The sequence below is a fragment of the Streptomyces sp. AA4 genome, assembly GCF_000158875.1.
In the GTDB taxonomy this organism is placed as follows: Bacteria; Actinomycetota; Actinomycetes; order Mycobacteriales; family Pseudonocardiaceae; genus Amycolatopsis.
In genome coordinates, this window is the sequence record NZ_GG657746.1 from 2,079,667 (window position 1) to 2,093,947 (window position 14,281).

The 14,281-nt window shown below is 69.4% G+C and carries 15 protein-coding genes; 11 read left to right on the forward strand and 4 right to left on the reverse strand.

Going from position 1 to position 14,281, the window contains the following annotated elements; translation table 11 throughout:
- The 9 genes from SSMG_RS09765 to SSMG_RS09805 are packed head-to-tail and all read left to right on the forward strand — an operon-like array spanning window position 1 to window position 8,931.
- The gene (locus tag SSMG_RS09765) at window positions 1-861 is read left to right on the forward strand and encodes an ABC transporter permease (RefSeq protein WP_009075203.1); all 861 of its coding nucleotides are present in this window, start codon (window positions 1-3) and stop codon (window positions 859-861) included.
- The gene (locus SSMG_RS09770; RefSeq protein WP_037713128.1) at window positions 858-2,213 is read left to right on the forward strand and encodes an MCE family protein; all 1,356 of its coding nucleotides are present in this window, start codon (window positions 858-860) and stop codon (window positions 2,211-2,213) included. Before SSMG_RS09765 ends, SSMG_RS09770 begins: the two co-directional genes overlap by 4 nt.
- Window positions 2,210-3,247: an MCE family protein gene (locus SSMG_RS09775; RefSeq protein ID WP_009075207.1), complete on the forward strand. Its 1,038-nt coding sequence runs from the start codon at window positions 2,210-2,212 to the stop codon at window positions 3,245-3,247. Before SSMG_RS09770 ends, SSMG_RS09775 begins: the two co-directional genes overlap by 4 nt.
- Entirely contained in the window at window positions 3,244-4,275 is a 1,032-nt protein-coding gene (locus tag SSMG_RS09780) for an MlaD family protein (RefSeq protein WP_037713130.1), read from the forward strand. The genes SSMG_RS09775 and SSMG_RS09780 overlap by 4 nt, the downstream gene beginning before the upstream one ends.
- A 34-nt stretch (window positions 4,276-4,309) precedes the next feature.
- Window positions 4,310-5,506 (forward strand): MCE family protein, encoded by a 1,197-nt coding sequence (locus SSMG_RS09785; protein ID WP_009075211.1) that lies wholly within the window; start codon window positions 4,310-4,312, stop codon window positions 5,504-5,506.
- Window positions 5,503-6,705 (forward strand): MCE family protein, encoded by a 1,203-nt coding sequence (locus SSMG_RS09790; RefSeq protein ID WP_037713131.1) that lies wholly within the window; start codon window positions 5,503-5,505, stop codon window positions 6,703-6,705. The genes SSMG_RS09785 and SSMG_RS09790 overlap by 4 nt, the downstream gene beginning before the upstream one ends.
- Window positions 6,705-7,946 (forward strand): MCE family protein, encoded by a 1,242-nt coding sequence (locus SSMG_RS09795; RefSeq protein ID WP_009075214.1) that lies wholly within the window; start codon window positions 6,705-6,707, stop codon window positions 7,944-7,946. Before SSMG_RS09790 ends, SSMG_RS09795 begins: the two co-directional genes overlap by 1 nt.
- The gene (locus SSMG_RS09800) at window positions 7,946-8,446 is read left to right on the forward strand and encodes a hypothetical protein (protein WP_037713133.1); all 501 of its coding nucleotides are present in this window, start codon (window positions 7,946-7,948) and stop codon (window positions 8,444-8,446) included. The genes SSMG_RS09795 and SSMG_RS09800 overlap by 1 nt, the downstream gene beginning before the upstream one ends.
- Window positions 8,443-8,931 carry a hypothetical protein gene (locus SSMG_RS09805; RefSeq protein WP_050788140.1) on the forward strand — a complete coding sequence of 163 codons (489 nt, stop codon included), beginning with the start codon at window positions 8,443-8,445 and terminating at the stop codon, window positions 8,929-8,931. Before SSMG_RS09800 ends, SSMG_RS09805 begins: the two co-directional genes overlap by 4 nt.
- On the opposite strand, the gene SSMG_RS09810 is transcribed toward SSMG_RS09805, so the two are convergent.
- Both SSMG_RS09810 and SSMG_RS09815 read right to left on the reverse strand, forming a co-directional pair.
- Window positions 8,928-9,851, reverse strand: a complete 924-nt coding sequence (locus SSMG_RS09810) for a methylenetetrahydrofolate reductase (protein ID WP_009075218.1) — start codon at window positions 9,849-9,851, stop codon at window positions 8,928-8,930. The two genes, SSMG_RS09805 and SSMG_RS09810, sit on opposite strands and share 4 nt — an antisense overlap.
- 26 nt (window positions 9,852-9,877) lie before the next feature.
- A complete protein-coding gene (locus tag SSMG_RS09815; protein WP_037713136.1) occupies window positions 9,878-10,228 on the reverse strand; it encodes a MerR family transcriptional regulator in 351 nt (116 codons plus the stop codon).
- 96 nt (window positions 10,229-10,324) lie between these two features.
- Here SSMG_RS09815 and SSMG_RS09820 point away from each other — a divergent pair, with 96 nt between their 5' ends.
- On the forward strand, window positions 10,325-11,203 hold the full coding sequence (locus SSMG_RS09820) for an NmrA family NAD(P)-binding protein (RefSeq protein ID WP_009075222.1): 879 nt from the start codon (window positions 10,325-10,327) through the stop codon (window positions 11,201-11,203).
- Window positions 11,204-11,241: 38 nt separating this feature from the next.
- Here the strand turns inward: SSMG_RS09820 and SSMG_RS09825 are convergent, their stop codons facing one another.
- Together SSMG_RS09825 and SSMG_RS09830 are read right to left on the reverse strand one after the other, a co-directional pair.
- Window positions 11,242-12,387, reverse strand: coding sequence for a GDSL-type esterase/lipase family protein (locus tag SSMG_RS09825; protein WP_037713140.1), 1,146 nt, complete (start codon window positions 12,385-12,387; stop codon window positions 11,242-11,244).
- Between the two features lie 44 nt (window positions 12,388-12,431).
- On the reverse strand, window positions 12,432-12,914 hold the full coding sequence (locus tag SSMG_RS09830) for a hypothetical protein (RefSeq protein WP_037713141.1): 483 nt from the start codon (window positions 12,912-12,914) through the stop codon (window positions 12,432-12,434).
- Between the two features lie 71 nt (window positions 12,915-12,985).
- Between SSMG_RS09830 and SSMG_RS09835 the strand changes: the two genes are divergently transcribed.
- Entirely contained in the window at window positions 12,986-14,224 is a 1,239-nt protein-coding gene (locus tag SSMG_RS09835) for an aminotransferase class I/II-fold pyridoxal phosphate-dependent enzyme (RefSeq protein ID WP_009075227.1), read from the forward strand.
- Window positions 14,225-14,281: the final 57 nt, after the last annotated feature.

The following is a 14,281-nucleotide window of genomic DNA, read 5'->3' on the forward strand; positions in this document are numbered from 1 at the left end:
ATGACGGCCGAACCGATCGAGCAGACGCGCGCGTCCGACCGGACGCTCGAGATCATCGCGCGCCCCGGCGCGAGTCTCGAAGGACTCGGGAAGCAGCTGTCGTTCTACGGGCGGGCGCTCGCCTGGTCGCCGCGCACGATCCGCCGCTACGGCCGGGAAACCACGCGGCTGCTCACCGAGGTCTGCTTCGGCACCGGCGGGCTCGCGGTGATCGGCGGGACGCTCGGCGTGATGATCGGCATGACGCTGTTCACCGGTCTCATCGTGGGCCTGCAGGGGTATTCGGCGCTGAACCAGCTCGGCACCGCCGCGCTCACCGGGTTCATTTCGGCCTACTTCAACACCCGCGAGGTCGCACCGCTGTCGGCCGGGCTCGCGCTGTCGGCCACCGTCGGCTGCGGGTTCACCGCGCAGCTCGGCGCGATGCGGATCTCCGAGGAGATCGACGCGCTCGAAGTGATGGCCGTGCCGAGCATGCCGTACCTGGTCACCACGCGCGTGCTCGCCGGGGTCACCGCGGTCATCCCGCTGTACGCGGTGGGCCTGCTGTCCTCGTATCTCGCGTCGCGGCAGATCACCATCTGGCTCTACGGCCAGTCCGCGGGCACCTACGACCATTACTTCACGCTGTTCCTCCCGCCGGAGGACGTGCTGTGGTCGTTCGCCAAGGTGATCGTCTTCAGCGTGCTGGTGATCCTTTCCCATTGCTATTACGGCTATACCGCGTCCGGCGGGCCGGCCGGGGTGGGTATCGCGGTCGGCCGCGCGGTGCGCACGTCGATCGTGCTGATCTCGGTGCTGGACTTCTTCCTGAGCCTCGCGATCTGGGGCGCGAACACGACAGTGCGGATATCCGGATGAGTACCCGTCGAGAGTTGCGCAAACGGCTCCAGTACCAGCTGCTAGGGCTGATTTTCCTGGTCGTGGCGGCGCTGTTCTTCACCACGACGATCGCCGCGTACCGCAAGGTGTTCACGCCGGTCACGCTCGTGAAGCTGGAGACCGACCACGTCGGCAGCCAGCTGCGCGTCGGCGGCGACGTGAAGGTGCGCGGCATGCTCGTCGGCGAGATCCGCGACGTGCGTCCGGTCGGCGACCACGCGGAGCTGGAACTGGCGCTGCAGCCGGACAAGACCGAGGTGATCCCGTCGAACGTTTCGGCGCGGCTGCTGCCGAAAACCCTGTTCGGCGAACGGTATGTCGCGCTCCAGCTGCCCGAGCGGGCGCAGCGGCCGATCAAGGCGGGCGACGTCATCCCGCAGGACCGCAGCAGCACGGCGATCGAGCTGGAGCAGGTGCTCAACCACGTCATGCCGCTGCTGCAGGCGGTGCAGCCGGAAAAGCTGTCCAGCACGCTCAACGCCGTGTCCGCCGCGCTCGACGGACGCGGCAAGAAGCTCGGCGAGACGCTGACCCAGCTGTCGGACTACCTCGGCAAGCTCAACCCGTCGCTGCCCGACCTCAAGGCCGACATCACCGGGCTGGCCAACGTTTCCGGCATCTACGACAAGGCCGCGCCGGACGCGCTGCAAGCGCTCTCGGACCTCACCACGACGACACAGACCATCATGGAGAAACAGCGCGGCCTGACCGATCTGTACTCCTCGGTGACCGGCACCGCCACCGACCTGACGCGCTTCCTGGAAGTCAACAAGGACAACATCATCCGCCTCACCACCGCCGTGCAGCCCACGCTCGACGTGCTCGCCAAGTACGCGCCGGAATACCCGTGCCTGTTCAAGCAGCTGGCCGGGACGGTGCCGAACGCGGAGCTGGCGTTCGGCAAGGGCACCGCGCATCCGGAGGTCAGCCGCGTGACCATCGAGTTCTCGGCGAGCCGCGGCAAGTACCTGCCCGGCGTCGACGAGCCGAAGTACGACGACAAACGCGGCCCGCGCTGCTATCCGCAGGTGCCGAAACCCGGGCGCTGGCCGCAGTATCCGCCGGACGGCGCGGTGAAGGACGGGGCGACCAAGCCCGCCCCGCCGCACGATCCGGACGGCACCCTGCCCAGCGACTTCACGAACGGCCCGCTGCCCGGCGGGTCCGGTTCGACCGGCGGCGCGCCGAGCATCGTCGGGTCCGCCGACGAGCAGAAACTGCTGGACCTGCTCGCCTCGCCGACGCTCAACACCACGCCGGACAACGTGCCGGGCTGGTCGGCGCTGCTGGTCGGGCCGCTGTACCGCGGGGCGGAGGTGGAGCTGAAATGAGGTCGTTCGTTCCCGCACTGATCAAGATCGGCATCTTCGCCGTGGTCACCGTGCTGCTCACCGGGGTCCTGGCCACCACGATCGCGAACACGAACTTCGGCAACACCGCGTCGTACGTCGCGAAGTTCACCGACGCGTCCGGCCTGCAAGCGGGCGACGACGTGCGGATCTCCGGCGTGAAGGTCGGCCAGGTCGAGTCGATCGGGGTCGACCAGGGCGAGCAGAACTACGCCGAGGTGCGGTTCCTCGTCGAATCCGCGTACAAGCTGCCCTCGCTCGCCACCGCGACCATCAAGTACCGCAACCTCGTCGGCCAGCGCTACCTCTCGCTCGGCACCGACGTCAGCGGCGGCGACACGCTGTCTCCCGGCGACACCATCCCGCCGGAGCGGACGAAACCGGCGCTGAACCTGACCGTGCTGTTCAACGGGTTCAAACCGCTGTTCAAGGCGCTGGACCCGAAGGAGGTCAACCAGCTCTCCGCCGAGATCGTGCAGGTGTTCCAGGGCGAGGGCGGCACGATCACCAGCCTGCTGTCGCACACCGCGTCGATCACGACGTCGATCGCGGGCAAGGACAAGGTGATCGGGCAGGTCATCGACAACCTCAACCAGGTGCTCGGCACGGTCAACGCGCGCGGCCCGCAGCTGGGCGACCTCGTCGACCAGACGCAGCGGCTGGTGAGCGGGCTGGCCGAGCAGCGCAAGCCGATCGGCGACGCGGTGGGCGCGCTCGGCGACCTGACCGACGCGACCGCGGGCCTGCTCGCCGACGCGCGGCCCGCGGTGCAGCAGGACGTGACCCAGCTCGGGAAACTCGCGAACAACCTCAACGACGCGCAGCCGCTCGTCGAGCATCTGCTGCAGGTGCTGCCGGGCAACCTGGAGAAGTTCACCCGGACCCTGAGCTACGGCAGCTGGTTCAACTACTACCTGTGCGGGATCGAAGGCACCATCGGCATTTCCTCGCTGGACGTGACGCTGCCGATCGTCCCGGTCCCCGGCACTCAACGCGCGCCGAGGTGTGGCCCGTGAAACGACTGAAGGACCGGAACCAGGCGGGCGTCGGCGCGGTGACGCTCGTGCTCATCGTGCTGGTGACCGCGGTGACGTACTTTTCCGACAGCATCCCGATGTTCGGCAACGGCACCACCTACACCGCGGCGTTCGCCGAGTCCGCCGGGCTCGCGCCGGACAACGAGGTGCAGGTGGCCGGCGTCAAGGTCGGGCAGGTGACGTCGGTGGAACTGGGGCACAAGCAGGTGCTCGTGAAGTTCCGCGTGAAGGGCGTGCGGGTCGGCGACGCGTCCACGGCGTCGATCGAGATCAAGACGCTGCTGGGGGAGAAGTACCTCGCGCTGGACACGAAGGGCGGCGGCACGCAGGCGCCCGGCGACACGATCCCGGTGCAGCGCACGCGGACGCCGTTCCAGTTGCAGGACGCGTTCAACCAGCTGTCCACCACGGTCGGCGACATCGACACGCAGCAGCTCGCGCAGAGCTTCACCGCGCTGTCGGATTCCCTCAAGGACAGTCCGCAGTACTTGAAGGACACGCTTTCCGGGCTGTCGGCGCTGTCGAAGACGGTGTCCTCGCGTGACGCCGATCTGCACACGCTGCTGGCCAACACGAGCAAGATCTCGAAGACACTGTCCGACCGGAACGCGCAGCTGCAGCAGGTGATCAGCGACGGCAATCTGCTGCTGACCGAACTGCAGCAGCGCCGCGAGCAGATCAGCGCGCTGCTCAAGGGCACGCAGGAGATCTCGAAGCAGCTGTCCGGGCTGGTCGCGGACAACCGCACGCAGATCGGGCCGACGCTCGCCGCGCTCGGGAAGGTGACCGACGTGCTGCAGCGCAACCAGGGCAACCTCGACCGGAGCCTGCAGCTGATGGCCCCGTTCGCCCGGGTCGGCGCGAACGCGACCGGCAACGGGCGCTGGTTCGAGGGGTATCTGTGCGGGCTGCTGCCGCCGACGATCACCGTGGGCGGGCTGTCGATCAACCCGGAGGGCTGCACGCCGCCGATCTCCGCGCCTGATCAGGGGGTGGGTGGACGATGACTGCCGCCGACGTACTTTTTCCCGCGGAGGCGTCATGACCGTCGAAACGCGCGCGGGGCGCAGCCTCGTAACCTGGCTGGGATTCGCTTGTGTGGCCGCGCTTTTGCTGACCGCGGGCATCTACCTCGTATTGCGCGACACCGGCGGGACGAAGATCTCGGCGTACTTCGGCAAGACCGTCGGCCTGTACGCCGGTTCGTCGGTGCGCGTGCTGGGCGTCGCGGTCGGCCAGGTCACCGCGGTGACGCCGGAAGGCCAAGCGGTACGGGTCGACATGAAGGTGAACGACGACGTCCCGATCCCGAAGGACGTCGGCGCGGTCGTCGTTTCGCCGAGCCTGGTGAGCGACCGGTACGTCCAGCTGACCCCGGCCTACGACAGCGGCCCGACGCTCGCCAGCGGGACCGTGCTGGCGCGCGACAAGACGGCGACGCCGGTCGAACTGGACGACCTCTACGCGAGCCTCGACAAGCTGTCCACCGCGCTCGGACCCAACGGGGCCAACAAAAACGGCGCGTTCTCCGACCTGCTGGACACCGCCGCGGCCAACCTCAAGGGCAACGGCAAGGACCTGAACTCGACCGTCAGCAGGCTCGCCGAACTGGCCGGCACGCTCGACGATTCGAAGGACGACCTGTTCTCCACGGTGAAGAACCTGAACTCCTTCACCTCCGCACTGTCCCAAAGCGACAGTCAGCTGAACGAGTTCTACCGGCGGCTCGCGGACGTCAGCGGGTTCCTCGCCGACGATTCGCACGATGTCGGCGCGGCGCTCGATTCGCTGTCCACGTCGTTGCAGGACGTGAAACAGTTCGTGGCGGACAACAAGAACGGCCTTTCGTCCAATGTGGCCAAACTGGCGTCGCTGACCAAGGTGCTGGTGGACCAGCGGGCCGCGCTCGCCGAGGTGCTCGACATCGCGCCGACCGGGGCGACGAACTTCATCAACACCTACGACGCGGCGTCCGGCACGATCGCGGTGCGCGACAACCTGAACGAGATCACCAATCCGCCGATCCTCACCGTCTGCAGGCTGATCAGCGCGGGCACGCCGAAGCCGCTGCCGGACACGCTGGGCAACATCTGCAAGAAGCTCGCGCCGGTGCTCGACGGCACGCTCAAGCTGCCGTCCATCCCGCAGGCGCTGAACTCGCTGCAGAACGGCCAGTTGCCGCCGTTGCCGCTGCCGCTGACGGACGTGCTGACGCAGAAACCCGGAGGCGCCAAGTGAAACGCCTCCGCAAACGGCTGGCGGGCGCGCTCGCCGGGGTGCTGGTGCTCGCCGGGTGCAGCGACGGCGGGTTCAACGGGCTGTACTCGACGCCGTTGCCCGGCGGCCCGGACGTCGGCGACCATCCGTACCACGTCACCGCGTTGTTCACCGACGTGCTGGACCTGGTGCCGCAGGCGAACGTGAAGGTGAACGACGTCGCGGTCGGCCGGATCGACCGGATCGCGCTCACGCCGGACACCCGGTCCGCGCTCGTGTCGATGACGGTGAACGGCGATGTCCAGCTGCCCGCCAACGCGCGCGCCGAACTGCGCCAGTCCAGCCTGCTCGGCGAGAAGTTCGTGCAGCTGAGCGCGCCGACCGCGGAGAAACCGGCGGGCAGGCTCGCCGACGGGGCGCAGATCCCGCTCGGGCGCACGAACCGCAATCCGGAGATCGAAGAGGTGCTGGGCGCGTTGTCGTTGCTGCTCAACGGCGGCGGCGTCGACCAGCTGCAGAACATCAGCCACGAACTCAACGACGCGCTGTCCGGCAACGAACCGCAGATGCGCGCGCTGCTGTCCCGAGTGGACGAACTGGCCACCCAGCTGGACGGCCACAAGGGCGAGATCCTGCGCGCGATCGACGGACTCGACAAGCTGTCCGCCACGCTGGTCGGGCAGAAGCAGAACCTCGCCACCGCGCTGGACAAACTCGCGCCGGGGCTGAAGATCGTCGCCGACCAGCGCGACCAGCTGGTGGGGATGCTGAACGCGCTGAACAAGCTGTCCGGCGTCGCGGTCGACACGGTGAACCGCAGCCGGGACCAGCTCGTCGCGAACCTCAAGGCGCTGGAACCGACGCTGCGCCAGCTCAGCGCGGCGGGCCAGGACCTGCCGAACGCGCTGCGGATCCTGCTCACCTACCCGTTCCCGGACTACGCGGGCAACGTGATCAAGGGCGACTACGCGAACGTCGACGCGCGGATCAACCTCGATCTCGACAAGCTGGTGCAGAACTTCACGAACTCGTCGCAGCCGCCGTTCCAGCTGCCGACGCCCTCGACCCCTTCGGTGCCCGGGGGTGCTCCGCCTGCTGCCGGGCAGGGGACGCCGCAATTGCCGTTGCCGCTTCCCAACACGCCGTCGAGCGGCGGAGCGAAACCGGGGTACGGCGGGGTCTTGGGCGGATTGCTCGGCGGTCTGGTGGGAGGCGGCTGATGAACACGCGCAAAACCCGGATCCAGCTGCTGGTGTTCTTCGTGATCGCCGTCGTGTCGGTGACGTACGCGGGCGGCCGGTATGCCGGTCTCGACCGGATCTTCGGCAATCGCGGCTACCACGTGACGCTCAAACTTCCCGACTCCGGCGGGGTTTTCGTGAACTCCGAGGTCGCTTACCGCGGCGTGACGGTCGGCCGGGTCGGGGCGATGACGCTCACCCCGCAGGGCATCGACGTCCGGCTCGACATCGACTCCGGCGGCCCGGACATCCCGTCCGCGCTGCACGCGCAGGTGGCGAACCGGTCGGCGGTGGGGGAGCAGTTCGTGGACCTGCTGCCGGACCGCGAATCCGGGCCGTACCTGGAGGACGGCGCGGTGATCGCGCAGGATCGCACCTCGCTGCCCGCGACGCCGGATTCGGTGCTCACGCATCTCGACGGGCTGGTCGCGAGCGTCCATCCGGAATCGCTGAAGACCGTGGTGGACGAGACGTACGACGCGTTCGCCGGTTCCGGGCCGCAGCTGCAGAAGTTGTTGGACAGCACCAGTTCGCTCACCGCGACCGCCGCCCAGTACGTGCCGGACACGCAGGGGCTGCTGGCGAATTCCCGCACGGTTTTCGCGACGCAGGAACGGCAGGCGCAGAACATCACGGCGTTCGCGTCCGGGCTGAAGACGATCGCCGGCCAGCTGAAGTCGTCGGATCCGGCTCTCCGCAAGGTGATCGACGAGGCTCCGCAGCTGAGCCGCCAGATCAGCGACGTGCTCGCGACGTCCGGGACCGACCTCGGGGTGCTGTTCGCGAACTCGCTCACCACCGCGCAGGTCACCTCGATGCGGAAGGACGCGATCGAGGAGCTTTTGGTGGCGTACCCGGTGATCTCCGCGTTCTCGCCGACGACCTCGCCGGACGGCACCGGACATCTGGGCGTGGTGTTCAACTTCTTCGATCCGCATTCGTGCACGAAGGGGTACGAGGGCACGAAACAGCGTCCGGCCAACGACACGAGCGACGCGCCGGTCAACATGAACGCTTACTGCGCGGAGCCGCCGGGCAGCCCGACCGAGGTGCGGGGCGCGCAGAACGCGCCGTATGCCGGGAAGCCGCCCGCGATTCCGGCCGCGCCCCAGGCTTCCGCGCCTTCGGACCAGGCGTCGCAACAGCAGTTGCCGGGTCTGCTGGGGCAGCTGACCGCGCCGTTGAAGGGCGGGCTCGGAGCGTTGCTGGGCGGTTCGTGATGGGATCCTTCTGGAACACGCGGGTGCTGACCGCGCTGGCCGCGGTCGCGGTGCTGGCCGCCGCGTGGTTCGGCTGGTCGTGGTGGAGCGCGGCGCAGGACGACAGCCTGGCCCGAGGCCGCGCCCGGGACGCCGTGCTGGCCGCTGCGAGCACGGAACTGGTCACGCTGAACACGATCGACTACCGCACGAGCGCGGTCGACGTCGACCGCTGGATCGCCGCGACGACCGGGCAGTACGGCAAGGACCTCTCCGGCGACCGGCAGCTGCAGATCGACCGGGCCAAACGCACCAAAACCGTGTCGACAGCGTCGCTCGTGCAGGCCGCGGTCACCGACCTGAACCCTTCGGCAGGAACTGCACGGCTGATCGCGGTCCTGAACGTCCGCGTGAGCACCGGCGACGGCGCGCCTTCAGCGAAACAAGCGCGCTTGGCCGTGGACTTCGCGCGAGACGGCGACACGTGGAAGATCGGCGGCGTGCAGGCGGTGGGCTCGTGAACCGGCGGACGATCACCGCCGCCGTGGCCGCGGTCGCGCTGGCGTGCGCGGTGTGGTTCGGGGTGCAGGCGTCTCTGTTGCAGCCCGAGGACGACGAGGCGATGGTCGACCCCGCGGCGACCGCGCAGGTCACCGACCAGGTCAGCGCCGCGGTGAAGGCGGTTTTTTCCTACGACTACGCGAATCTGGACCGCACCGCTCGCGCCGCGGCGGAGGTGCTGACCGGTTCGGCGGTGGGGCAGTACCAAAGCCAGTTCGCCGCGGCCCGGCAGCGCGCGACGAACGAAAAGCTCGTCCGGACGACGACGGTGCGCGCGGTCGGGGTCCGTTCGCTGCGCGGCGATGACGCGAGTTTGCTGCTTTTCCTGGACCAGCAAACGATTCTGCCGGGCGGGGGCGCGCCGCAGTCGTCGGTGGGTCAGCTGTCGGTGACTGCGCATCGGACCGACGGGCAGTGGAAGATCACTGCGTTGGATCCGCTTTAACCGGTTCGGCCGAGCAGTTCGCCGACCTCGCGGGCGAGAGACACCGAGGCTTCGATCTCGACCTTCCGGATCGACACGCTTTCCACGAGAAACCCGAAGGGCGTCCCGAGCTTGCGGCAGAAGGCGGCCAGCTCGCGCGCGTTCGCCAGGCACTGCTCGTACGACTCGGCCAGCGTGTCGTCCGCGTGCCGCAGCGAGTTCTCCAGCCAGCGCGGGACGTGGACGCCGAGCCACTTCAGGAACGCCAGCGTTTTCGCCGAACCGCAGACCGAGAGGGTGAACAGCACCGGCTTGGGTTCGATGCCCTGCTCGCGGCAGGTGTAGAAGTAGTCGGAGACCATGCTCTTGGCCGCGTCGGCGCTGTAGATCACCTGCGAGATGAAGTACGCGCAGCCGGCCCGCTGCTTGGCGATCAGGCGCAGGTGCTCGTCGGGCCGTTCGGTGATGGCGACGCCGCCGAGCAGCAGGTCCGGGCGCACCTCCCGGCGCAACGCCTGTGCCTCGGACAGCCGGGTGTGCACCTCCTTGCCCTTCGAAGACGCCCCGACGAAGACGGACAGCACGCGGTCGGTGTCGGCGGTGCGCAGCCAGTCCCGCAGCTCGTCCCCGGGGTACTTGCCGACGCACCGGTAGACGACCGCCGGACGGTCCCACTCGCTGAGATAGTCCGCGTGGTAGACGGCCGGGTCGAGGGTCGGCAGGTAGGGAAACGGCCGCTCCTCGGGGTTGCGGTCGCTCTCGTCGTCGATGTCGTAGAGGGCGAGCCCGTCGACGTCCAGTTCGCTGAGCCGCGCCAGCGTGGCGGCGGTGATCTCCTGGATCCGCTCCGGGGAGTTGCTCAGGCGCGGCGGGGTGATGCCGAACAGGAGAACACCGCTGTCGGCGCCGGTGAGCAGCTGCTGGAGAGTGTGGTCCGCCATGAGGCGGAAGTTAGCAGCCGGGTCCGTCAGGCGTCGGTCCGGCGCTGGATCACTGTGTCGAGCGCCGCGCGGGACGACTGGAGCCGCGCCAGCGCCGCGTCGATCCGGTCGCGTTCGCCGCGCAGCCGTTCGAGCACTCCGTCGCACGCGGGCGTCAGCGGTTCGTCCCGGACGCACGAGCCGATCTCGGCGATCGTCGCGGTCGGCAGGCCCGCAGCGAGCAGCTCCCGGATGCGCCGCACCGCGCTGACGTCGGCTTCCGCGTAGTCGCGGTAGCCGTTCGGGGTGCGAGCAGGGTGCAGGAGACCCTGTTTTTCGTAGTACCGCAGCAGTTGCTCGTCGACGCCGGTCCGCTTGGACAGTTCCCCGATGCGCATGTGACCTGGCTCCGATGACTTGACCTTGTAATCGGTTTCAAGGATTAGCGTCGCGATCGCCGAAGTCAAGCGGCAGTGATCCAGGAGGAATGACACATGACGAAGGTGCTGGTCGCGGGGGCCACGGGAATGCTGGGCAGCGAGATCGCGGCGAGCCTGCTGCGCCGCGGCGCGCGGGTGCGGGCGCTGGTCCGGCCGGAGAGCGCGGGGGCCGAGGCGGCGCGGACACTGAAAGAACACGGCGCGGAAATCGTCCAGGGGACGCTCGATCGCCCCGGCCGCGCACTGGAGGGCGTGGACGTGGTTGTCTCCGCGGTGCAGGGCGGCCCGGCCGTCGTCGTGGACGGGCAGCTCGCCCTGTTGCGCGCCGCGGAGAAGGCGGGCGTGTCCCGGCTGATCCCGTCGGACTTCGCGGTCGATCTGTTCCGGCTCGACGACGGGGACAACGTCTTCCTCGACGACCGGCGGAAGGCGCACGAGGCGTTCGCCGGTACCGAGGTTCAGGTGACGTCTGTCCTCAATGGCGCGTTCCACGAGGTGATGACCGCGCCGTTCCTCGAAATCGTCGATTGGGACCGCGGAACGTTCAGCTACTGGGGCGACGGCGACGAGCCGTGCGATTTCACCACCGTGGCGGACACTGCGGCCTACACCGCCGCGGTGGCGCTGGAGGAGGACGTTTCCGGGCCTGTCCGGGTAGCCGGCGACGTGCTGTCCATGAAGGACTTCCACGCGGCGTTGGAGCGCGGTTCCGGCCGGAATCTCGCGCTCAAGCGCCTCGGCAGCACGGAGGACCTCGCAGCGGAGATCAAGCGGCGCAAGTCCGCCGCGTCCGGTCCGACGGATTATGTCGCGCTGCAATACGTCTGGGCGATGGTCACCGGGAAGGCGAAGTTGTGGCCGCTCGACAATGACCGTTACCCGGACATCCGCCCGACCGGGATGGCGGAGTTCGCGCGCCGGTTCGCGCGCTGAACGAGCGTGGCCTCAGGCAAGGCTTGAGGCCACGAGTCTCATTCCGCGAACGGACCGCCGTCCCCGAAGACCTGTTTCGCGAACCGTTCCCCGACCAGCCGGTGCGTGGCCGCGTCCGGATGGAGCGCGTCCGGCAGCGGATGCGCGGCGAAATCCTCTTCGCCGTACAGCGAAAGCCCGTCGACGTAGTGCAGCGCCGGATCCTGCCGGTCCCGGACGACCCGCGCCAGTTCCTTCCGGATCACCTTCAGCGTCAGCTTTCCCTCCGCAGTCTCGGCCGGATCGCCCGTTGCCTTGAAGCGGAGCGTTCCGGTGCTGAAGTCCGGCGCTCCCGGACCCGGCGTGTCCTCGTGGATCGGGCACAGCAGCGGCGAAACGACGACCAGCGGAACGTCCGGATGCCCCTCCCGGATCGTGTCCAGGAATCCGTGCACCGCCGGGCCGAAAGCGCGCAGCCGCATCAGGTCGGCGTTCACGATATTGATCCCCAGCTTCACGCTGATCAAGTCGGCGGGAGTGTCGCGAAGAGCCCGCGCGGTGAACGGGTCCAGCAGCGCGCTTCCGCTGAAGCCCAGGTTGACCAGGCCGACCCCGGCGGCAGCGGCGGCCAGCGCGGGCCACGTCTGCGCCGGGCCCGCCGCGCCGGTGCCGTGGCTGATCGAACTGCCGTGGTGCAGCCAGACGCGCCGCGCGGGCGGCAGCGGGGAGATCGGGGCGGTGGTGCGCAAGGCGACCAGCCGGGTGGTTTCGTTGTGCGGCAACCAGATCTCGACGTCCTTCACGCCCGAGGGCAGGTCGGAGAACCGGACCGTGCCGGACGGGCCGGGGCGGGTTTCGCCCTCGCCGGTCATCATGTCGAGGATCAGTTCGTCGCCGCCGGAGACGGTCGCGGAGCCGGCCGGGCGTCCGTCCAGCACCAGCTCGTACCCGCCGTCGGGCAGCGGCGGCACGCCCACGTAGCCGACCTTCGTGCGGTGGGTGTCCAGTTCGACGGCCGTCGACTCGGTGCGGAACGCCAGGCGCACGCCGGACGGCTGGGTCTCCGCCATCGCGAGCCTGCTGTCGGTGTTCTGCGCCCGCGCCCGCGCGGGCAGCCGGTGCGGCAGCAAGCCCTGCGGCGTGCGTTCCAGCTCGAGCGCGCCGCGCACGAACTCCTCGCCGATCTCGGTGGTGATCCACTGCATGCCGCCGAGTCTGCCGTCCGCGGCCGCGCGCCGCCAACGGGATATCAGCCGTCCCAGACCCCGGGGCCCTGGCGCAGCACCGCGACCGGCGCGGCCCCGGCGGACGGCCACAGGTCCAGCACGTACCGGAAATGCTCGCCGAACTCGTGGTCGTGCCATTCCGCGTCCGGCGGTCCGCTCTCCACATAGGACACTCGGACCCGGTACCGCCCGGGCGGGACCGCGATCCGGTGCTCCCGGCCCGCGTAATCGGCGGGACCGGCCAGCGTCGCCGCGCCGCCGGGGACGTCGAGATCGGCTTCCACGACGTGGGACGCGTCCGGCCGCACCGGCGGCGCGGAGGCGGCGACCGACACGTCGACCTCGACCCAATCGGAGCGCGCGGTCGCCACGGAGAGCGACGAGGGCTCCACCGCGACGCGGTGCGCCGACACCGCCTCGTCGGTCCACCCGCCATCGCCGGGACGCCAGGCGTCCTTGTCCCGCAAGGAGAACTGCCGTTGGTCGGCATGCACCAGGTACCGCACGGGCCCCACGCTAGCCCACGAGAGCCGGGGGGCGCCCAAACTGGCTTGTGCGCGCGGTTTAGCGTGGTGGTATGACCACAGCTCCTGTCGATGTCGACACTGCCCGTCGCGACTACGCCGCGCTGGTCGAGCGCGGACTGTCCCTGGACATCACCCGCGGCAAGCCGTCGCCCCGGCAGCTCGACCTGTCCGCGGATCTCCTGACGCTGCCGAACGGCCAGTACAAGGCCGAGGACGGCACCGACACCCGCAACTACGGCGGGCTCAAGGGGCTGCCGGAGCTGCGCCGCATCTTCGCGGACGCGCTGCAGGTGCCGGTCGAGCAGCTGTTCGCGGCGGGCAACTCCAGCCTGGAGCTGATGCACGACACCATCGCGCAGGCGATGCTCAGCACCCTGCCCGGCGCGCCGCGCCGCTGGGCCGACGAGCCCCGGATCGCGATGCTGTGCCCGGTGCCCGGCTACGACCGGCACTTCGCGCTCGCCGAGCGGTTCGGCATCGAGCTGATCCCGGTGCCGATGACCGAGACCGGCCCGGACATGGACGTCGTCGAGCGGCTCGTCGCCGAGGACGCCGCGGTCAAGGGCATCTGGTGCGTGCCGAAGTACTCCAACCCGACCGGCGTCACCTTCAGCGCCGAGGTCGCCGGGCGGCTCGCCGCGATGCCCGCCGCCGCGCCGGACTTCCGGATCATCTGGGACAACGCCTACGCGGTGCACCACCTGACCGACGACGAGCCGGAGCTGGCCGACATCCTCGCCCTCTGCGCCGAGGCCGGGAACCCGGACCGCGCGTTCGTGTTCGGCTCCACCTCGAAGATCACCTTCGCCGGGGCCGGCGTCGGGTTCTTCGGCGCGTCCGAGGCGAACCTCGCCTGGTGGCAGAGCGTGCTGAGCAAGCGCACCATCGGCCCGGACAAGGTCAACCAGCTGCGCCACGCGCTGTTCCTCAAGGACGCCGACGGCGTCCGCGCGCTGATGCGCAAGCACGCCGAGCTGATCGCGCCCAAGTTCGCCGCCGTCGAGCGCATCCTCTCCGAGGAGCTGAGCGACCTGGCGACCTGGACCAAGCCGACCGGCGGGTACTTCATCTCGCTGACCGTCCCCGAGGGCACCGCGAAGGAGGTCGTGCGGCTGGCCAAGGAGGCGGGCGTCGCGCTGACCCCGGCCGGGGCCACCCACCCGCACGGCAACGACCCGGCCGACGCGGTCATCCGCATCGCGCCGACCTTCCCCGAGCTGGCCGAGGTGGAGGAGGCCGTCCGCGCCCTCGCTGTCTGCGTGCGGCTCGCGGTCGCCCAGCGCGCCTGATCGCCCGGTCTGTGCCGCCGCCACCCGCTACGGTGGCGGCGGCACAGTCGTTTCCAG

Excerpts from the sequence above, each read along its gene's own strand:
- SSMG_RS09835 (WP_009075227.1), top strand. The coding sequence starts at position 12,986 with ATGACCACAGCTCCTGTCGATGTCGACACTGCCCGTCGCGACTACGCC.
- SSMG_RS09795 (WP_009075214.1), top strand. The coding sequence starts at position 6,705 with ATGAACACGCGCAAAACCCGGATCCAGCTGCTGGTGTTCTTCGTGATC.
- SSMG_RS09825 (WP_037713140.1), bottom strand. The coding sequence starts at position 12,387 with ATGCAGTGGATCACCACCGAGATCGGCGAGGAGTTCGTGCGCGGCGCG.
- SSMG_RS09810 (WP_009075218.1), bottom strand. The coding sequence starts at position 9,851 with ATGGCGGACCACACTCTCCAGCAGCTGCTCACCGGCGCCGACAGCGGT.
- SSMG_RS09820 (WP_009075222.1), top strand. The coding sequence starts at position 10,325 with ATGACGAAGGTGCTGGTCGCGGGGGCCACGGGAATGCTGGGCAGCGAG.
- SSMG_RS09775 (WP_009075207.1), top strand. The coding sequence starts at position 2,210 with ATGAGGTCGTTCGTTCCCGCACTGATCAAGATCGGCATCTTCGCCGTG.
- SSMG_RS09800 (WP_037713133.1), top strand. The coding sequence starts at position 7,946 with ATGGGATCCTTCTGGAACACGCGGGTGCTGACCGCGCTGGCCGCGGTC.
- SSMG_RS09785 (WP_009075211.1), top strand. The coding sequence starts at position 4,310 with ATGACCGTCGAAACGCGCGCGGGGCGCAGCCTCGTAACCTGGCTGGGA.
- SSMG_RS09770 (WP_037713128.1), top strand. The coding sequence starts at position 858 with ATGAGTACCCGTCGAGAGTTGCGCAAACGGCTCCAGTACCAGCTGCTA.
- SSMG_RS09815 (WP_037713136.1), bottom strand. The coding sequence starts at position 10,228 with ATGCGCATCGGGGAACTGTCCAAGCGGACCGGCGTCGACGAGCAACTG.
- SSMG_RS09765 (WP_009075203.1), top strand. The coding sequence starts at position 1 with ATGACGGCCGAACCGATCGAGCAGACGCGCGCGTCCGACCGGACGCTC.